Here is a 7,106-nt window from a genome sequence, read left to right on the forward strand (position 1 = left end):
TTAACATCAGTCTATCCCATGTGGGTGTTTTTGCTGTTTAAGTTTCATCGCCGATCACAGGATTTAACAAAATTTCATTGTGGTATTCACACCGGTATCTTATTATAACTGTATTGTAAGTGACTCATAGTGCTGTGTTTTTGCTGTTCATTGGGGACACAAACCAACCGGCTTTATGAGTTATTTTGACCGCACTTGAAGTGCCTTTTTAGGACATTCATGTACCACACTGGAGACAAACTGATCAGAATATTTGTACTGCTGTTGCTCACAGCGTTGATACCGGCTCAAGCCCAGAACCCACTTGATTTATTGACTGGGTCAGAACAAACCACTTCCTATGAAGTGCCTAAACCCAATGAATTAACTGTTAAATGGTGGCAAGAAGCGAAAAAAAACGCCCCAGTTGAAGATCCTTTTTTTCAATTGAAACAATTGTCAGCATCGCTTGAGATTTACCAAGACCAAGCAACTTACCCAATCGATAATGTCGCCCTTAAATCAATCAGTCAATTTCAAAATAACCTCGATCAAATAATCAATCTATCTGAAGTTGAAACCGAGGCCGAGAACATCGTCTTTGAAAAACAAGACGCTTATTCCTTAGATGAAATCTATGCCATTAAAAAAATGGTCAGGGATTCTGAACGTGAAAAAATTCAACGCCAAGATGACATCAATGAACTCAGGAACAATGCCAAGATACAATACCAGGCGATTGATGCCTTGATCATCCGTCACAGAAATTTACCCAAAGAATCCTTGGGTAAATTGGAAACGGGCTTGCAGTGGATCGAAAGCCGTTCTTGGATGGCGCTGTATGAAAAACAGGCGGATTTGCTTGAGGTGAAACAGGCTGACCAAGAAAAGCAGCTGAGCGATTTAAACAATCACCTTGAAGATGCCATCAACTTAATCCAACCAGACGTTGAAAAGACCGCCAGTTTAGAAAAGGCTCTTGAATCGCTGGATGCACAAATCGATGAAGCTGACAAACAGGTCCAGTCTGCCAATATTCGCATCACTTTGCCTGAGACAGATGATTTGTTAGGTAGTTTGCAGACTGATGTTAAAAAACTAGAATTAGCCAATAACATGTTGGCTTTGAACTTGCTGCAATTAGAACAAATTCAGAAAAAAGCCCAGCTGGATTGGTTGGACAGTAATCAGCCAGATAAGGCTTTGGATGATGACTTGATCCTTGATCATGTCAACAAAGCCAGTGAATTGTTGGCCATGTCAGAAGCCAATCTCGATAAGTGGAAAGCCCTGGCACAGGACATCTTGATTTCGCCAGCGATTAATTCTGAATTAAAAGCCAACCGCAAAATCAAAGATGCAGCCAGTAAAAGGAACCGCTTGGCCCAAACCCTTTTATTAAGTCTTGATGATTTGTCTTGGCAACAAGAACGGGTCAGTTTCATCGAAAGCCTCTTAACCAAGCAAGTCATCAACAGCAAAGACGGCATCAATCGGTTGTGGGCCCAAATCAAGTCATACAGCTCTGGTGTGTGGTTTGGTTTCGAGCGCCTGGCCAATCAAACACTGTTTAAAATCAATGAAACGCCAATCACATTGATGCCACTTTTGCGTTTGATTGTCATCGTATTGATTGGTTATTTGGTCTCCAAACTGGTGCGTTTTGTATTGCACCGAGTTGAATCAAGGCGCAAGGTCGAAAAATCTTCGGTGTTTTTTATTTTAGATAAGTTGATTCATTACATGATCATCTTTATCGCCACCATTGCAGGCTTTACCACCCTTGGCATCGATTTCACCAATTTGACATTAATAGCTGGTGCATTGTCGGTTGGTATTGGTTTTGGTTTGCAGAACATAGTCAGTAACTTTGTTTCTGGTTTGACCATCATGTTTGAACGCAGTCTCAAGGTGGGTGATTACATTGAGATGGAAGATGGTTACACCGGTTCGGTGATGGAGATCAATGCCAGAAGCACGCGCATCAATACCAACGACAACATCGACGTGGTGATTCCAAACTCAGATTTGGTGACCAATAAAATCATCAACTGGACCCTGCGTGATTCGATTAAACGGGTGAAAATACCATTTGGCGTGGCTTATGGTACAGACAAAGAGAAAGTCAAAGCAGCAGCCATTGAGGCTGCTGAGAATGTCAGTTATACCTTGACCAACATGAAAGGCAAAGAGCCTGAGGTGTGGATGAAGGGTTTTGGTGACAATTCATTGGATTTTATCTTGTTGGTTTGGGTTTCAAAATACGGTGTCAGAAGGCCCAATCGCATCAAAGCCTCATTTCTTTGGGAGCTTGATACCGCTTTCAATAAATACGGTATTGAGGTGCCATTTCCACAACGTGTGATTCATTATGCTGATCAGCCAGCAGATGATGAGCTTGAGGCGGAAAATGAAGGTGGAAACAGTCAGGCATAAAAAAAGCGGCCATCGGCCGCTTTTTTTTGTTATTGCTTGGTCTTATTCTAAGTGGGCTGTCATGTACTCTACTGTGACTTTGACTTGTTCATCGGTCAAAGCGGCATTACCGCCTCTGGCGGGCATCATGCCATAATCGCCGACAAAACCTTCGATTGCGTGCTGAACCAACTTGTCCATGCCTTGGGCCAAACGCAATTCCCAAGCCGCGGCTTCAAGTTTTGGGGCGCCGCCAGCTCCTGACACATGACAGGCAGCACAGGCGTTGTTATAAATCATTTCACCATCCAATGAGCCATCGAACGCAGCAGCCAAGGCCGCCGGCTCCAATTCAACAATGGCGTTGGGGTCAGTATTTACAGCAGCCACAGGCTTAATCAATTCTGCAATGGCACTGCGATCGGCTTCGCTTTTGATGTTAGCAACCAAATTATTCTGCATGGACATACCAACCAAAATCAGAGCAACGGTTAAAACCACCAGTGCGGCGAGTAGAATAGAAAAATTTCTAAAAAATATCGAATCTTTATTACTCATGAATTATCCTGTGTTGTGTAATTTAACTTTAACCGCCGCATTATAAATAATAAGCATCACTTTGCCAAATGTTTAATCCAGTCATCACCCAATGGTTTACGCAAGTATTCAAGCAGCCGACACCAGTGCAACAGCAGGCTTGGCAGGAAATTGCTTCTGGTAAAGACGTATTGATAGCTGCGCCCACTGGCTCTGGTAAAACGCTGGCAGCTTTCCTCAGTGCCATCAATCAACTGTTTGAAGCGCGTGCTGATCAAGCCACAGGCTTGAAAGTCATCTATGTTTCCCCTTTGAAAGCGCTATCCAATGACATCAACATCAACCTACAACAGCCGCTTTTGGCGATCAATCAATTAGATCATGAGATTCAAATTAACAGTGCAGTATGGACAGGCGACACCCCCAGTTATCAGCGCGATAAAATCAAACGACAACCACCGCATATTCTGGTCACCACCCCAGAGTCGCTCTATAACATCTTAACCTCTGCAGCAGGGCGCAGCATGTTAGCCAGTGTGGAGTCAGTCATCATCGATGAGGTGCATGCCCTGGCGCCAAATAAAAGAGGGGCGCATTTGTTGTTATCATTGATGCGTTTGGAGGCATTGACTTTGCGGCGGCCACAACGAATCGCCATATCTGCCACCCAAAGACCGATTGAAAAGATGCAAAGTTATGTTTTGCACCAAGACAATTCATCTGTGGTTGATTTGGGCCACAAGCGAGACATGGAATTGCGCATAGAAATTCCGCCAACGGCTTTATCGGCAGTGATGTCCAATGAGCAAATGGCTGAAGTTTATGAATTGTTGTCTGAGCAGATTAAAGGACATCAAACCACCGTTGTATTTGTAAATAATCGACGCTTGGCAGAGCGTGCTGCCAAGCATTTGGCTGAGCGCGTGGGTGAAGATGCGGTAACAGCGCATCATGGTTCATTGGCCAAGGAGCACCGACTCAAAGCCGAACAAGCGCTCAAAGCAGGCCAGCTCAAGGCCATTGTTGCCACGGCATCACTAGAGCTGGGGATAGATATTGGTGATGTGGACCTGGTGTGCCAACTGGGTTCTCCGGGCAGCATTCAGGCCTTGTTGCAGCGGGTGGGTCGATCGGGACATGGCGTCAATCGAACACCCAAGGGACTCATCTATCCATTGACCATTGATGATTTGTTAGAAACCAGTGCTGCCTTGATGGGGGTCGAATCAGGTGTTTTAGAGGAAACCGAATTTCCCCAGCAACCCTTGGATGTGTTGGCACAACAGATTGTTGCCGAAGTTTCACAGAAGAATTGGCAAGCCAAACAGCTTTATCACCTGTTCAGTGGTGCCAGTATTTATCAAGGCCTGACATTTGCTGAGTTTGAACAAGTGGTGTCGATGTTGGCCGCTGGATACTCAGGTCGTTCAACTTATCAAAAAGCATTGGTTTTCTATGATGAGCTAACTGGTGAGATCAGACCGAGGAAAGCCGCAGCATTGACCGCCTTACTCAATGGTGGCACCATCCCTGAACAGTTTGATTATGATGTGCGCCTGCTGCCAGATGATTTGCAAATCGGTACCCTGAATGAAGACTTTTCATTCGAAAGTGTGGCGGGTGATATTTTTCAGTTAGGCAACCATTCATACCGCATACTGCAAGTGAAAACAGGCACCGTGTATGTTGAGGATGCTGCAGGGCAACCTCCCAACATTCCCTTTTGGTTTGGTGTGCAAATGTGGCGTTCAGATGCATTGAGTCGCTGTGTTTCACAACTGCGTCAGGATTTTAATAACCATTTAATAGAAGGTCAGACGTTACCGCAACTCGCTGTCAATGAGTTTGGCGTGGCACAACTCATTAATTATTGTTGCAAGACCAAAGAAGTGCTTGGCACCATTCCGTCACAACAAGACGTTGTGGTTGAGCGTTTTTTTGATGGTAACAACGACATGCATCTAGTCATTCATTCGGTTTTTGGCTCCAGAGTAAATCGTGCTTGGGGTTTGGCTTTGCGTAAAAAGTTTTGTCGGCAATTCAATTTTGAACTGCAAGCGGCCGCACTTGAGGATGCTTTGATTTTGTCGCTGAGCTCAACCCACAGTTTTGAATTATCTACCATCCAAGCATATTTGAAACCTGATACCGTCAAAGAAGTTCTGATTCAGGCCTTGTTAGACACGCCATTCTTTGTGACCCAGTGGCGCTGGAATGCATCGGTGGCTTTGGCCGTTAAAAGACGCCGAGGTGGTAAGAAAGTGATACCGCAATTCCAACGCAATGAGGCAGAGGATTTGGTGGCTGAAATTTTTCCAGACCAGATTGCCTGTGCGGAGAACATAGCCGGTGCCCGCAGTGTGCCTGATCACCCCTTGGTGGCGCAGACCATCACAGATTGTACCGAAGGCATCATGGATGTGAAACAACTGGCATCAATCTTGGCCGGCATTGATGCTAAAGCAATTAACATACATTATATAGACAGTCACACACCATCACCCACATCATTGGCCATCATCAATGCCAGAAATTATGCCTTCTTAGACGAAGCGCCAGCTGAAGAGCGCAGGACGTTGGCGGTTCAGTCGCAACGCTTAGATGAGTCTTTTACCGCGCAAAAACTCAATGATTTTGACATACAGGCATTCAATCAATCGATCAAACCATTGGTTCGAGACTTGGATGAGTTGCATGAGTGGATCTCATACCATGGCTTGTTGTGGACGGATGAGGTTGGCCCACACCAACTGGGCATTGAACAATTGTTGTCAGCCGGACGCATCCATGAGGTTCAATACGAAACAAAAACAGCTTATTGCACTTTGCACGCAGCTGCACTGGTCCAGCGGGTAATCTGTGAGCCACAGTGTATTGAGCTAGAAGACATCGAATCCTGGGTCAATAACCGTTTGAGTCAAAGTGGCTTGATTGGTTTCAAGCAGCTCCATCAGCGTATCCCGTTGGCGGCCAGTTTTTTACAACAGGCTCTTATGTCGTTAGAGCACAAAGGTGTGGCATTCCGCTTTGATCATGTGCAAGATGATGATGAGTATTGGATAGAGCGACACCAATTAGCTCGGTTAAGGAAAAGGCAACTGAGTCAACAACGCCGTGCAGTGAAAACGCTTTCAGCCGATGCTTATCAAGATTTTTTGCATGACTGGCAGTTCTTGTCAGCACCAGCAGAAGGGATAGAAGGGTTGTCACAAGTATTAAAACAGTGGCAAGGTTTCGCCACATCATCTCACGATTGGGAAGCTGAAGTCATCAAACCCAGGGTAAACGATTATCATGGCATGATGTTGGATATGTTGTGTCAAACGGGACAGTTCATTTGGAAGCGGGCGAAAGAAAAGTTTGTCTCAGGTGACCTGAACCAAATGACCATCCAGAAAACGCAGTTCACTTTTTTAGAGAATAAGTATGCGCATTTATTTCCTGCGCAAGTTGACATTGAACACCTTAATGCAAAGGCCAACCAGGTCGTTCACTTATTGGCTGATCAAGGTGCGTTGTTTTTCAGAGAAATTTTGACCCATAAACAATGGTTGCCATTAGAGTTGGAACAGGTTTTGATTCAATTGATTAAACAAGGTTTGTTGGTTGCTGATGGCTTTCAGGCTTTGCGGGTGTTTGCTCAGTCTCCGGCTGATCGCAGGCGACAGTTAATCAAAGCCAAGAAGCATGGAAACAGTTTGGGTTATTTAGAAATGATGGGGCGTTGGTCCCTGATTGAACAAAAACCAGTGGATAACAGCCATTACATCACATTGATGGCCAATCGTTATGGGGTGCTTAGTTACGATGTTTGGCAAAACGAACAAATGCCAGTCAAGTGGCGCGAAGCATCAAGACTGTTGCAGCGCATGGAAGCGCGAGGTGAGATATTGGCTGGTCGTTTCATAGAACGTCACTCAGGCATGCAGTATGCATTGCCCCATGCCTATGATAAATTCCAACACCTTCAAGATGTGAAATAGGACTGAGTCCATATATACAGTGCTCTGCTGTTGGTGCTGCAAATCTTTTTTCATCTAAATGTCATAAAGGGGTTTACAAGGTTATTTTGTTCGCTATAATGCGCACTCTCTCGGCCAAGCTGGTTTGTAAAAAGTGGTTTGGATGGGGGTTTAAAAATTAATTTTGAATGATTGATAAAAAAGTCTTGCAAA

At 44.8% G+C, this 7,106-nt stretch carries 3 protein-coding genes; 2 read left to right on the forward strand and 1 reads right to left on the reverse strand.

Translation table 11 applies throughout. From position 1 onward, the window contains the following. Positions 1 to 219: 219 nt before the first annotated feature. Positions 220 to 2,415 carry a mechanosensitive ion channel domain-containing protein gene (locus QNI24_RS04880; protein WP_267175165.1) on the forward strand — a complete coding sequence of 732 codons (2,196 nt, stop codon included), beginning with the start codon at positions 220 to 222 and terminating at the stop codon, positions 2,413 to 2,415. Positions 2,416 to 2,457: 42 nt separating this feature from the next. Here the strand turns inward: QNI24_RS04880 and QNI24_RS04885 are convergent, their stop codons facing one another. After that, complete coding sequence (locus QNI24_RS04885; RefSeq protein ID WP_267175166.1) at positions 2,458 to 2,952, reverse strand: c-type cytochrome; 495 nt, start codon at positions 2,950 to 2,952, stop codon at positions 2,458 to 2,460. A gap of 68 nt (positions 2,953 to 3,020) precedes the next feature. On the opposite strand from QNI24_RS04885, the gene QNI24_RS04890 reads away from it, so the two are divergent. Beyond that, positions 3,021 to 6,914, forward strand: coding sequence for a DEAD/DEAH box helicase (locus QNI24_RS04890; protein ID WP_267175167.1), 3,894 nt, complete (start codon positions 3,021 to 3,023; stop codon positions 6,912 to 6,914). Positions 6,915 to 7,106 lie beyond the last annotated feature (192 nt).

The sequence above is a fragment of the Marinicella marina genome (genome assembly GCF_030065545.1).
Taxonomy (GTDB): domain Bacteria; phylum Pseudomonadota; class Gammaproteobacteria; order Xanthomonadales; family Marinicellaceae; genus Marinicella; species Marinicella marina.

Excerpts from the sequence above, each read along its gene's own strand:
- QNI24_RS04880 (WP_267175165.1), top strand. The coding sequence starts at position 220 with ATGTACCACACTGGAGACAAACTGATCAGAATATTTGTACTGCTGTTG.
- QNI24_RS04885 (WP_267175166.1), bottom strand. The coding sequence starts at position 2,952 with ATGAGTAATAAAGATTCGATATTTTTTAGAAATTTTTCTATTCTACTC.
- QNI24_RS04890 (WP_267175167.1), top strand. The coding sequence starts at position 3,021 with ATGTTTAATCCAGTCATCACCCAATGGTTTACGCAAGTATTCAAGCAG.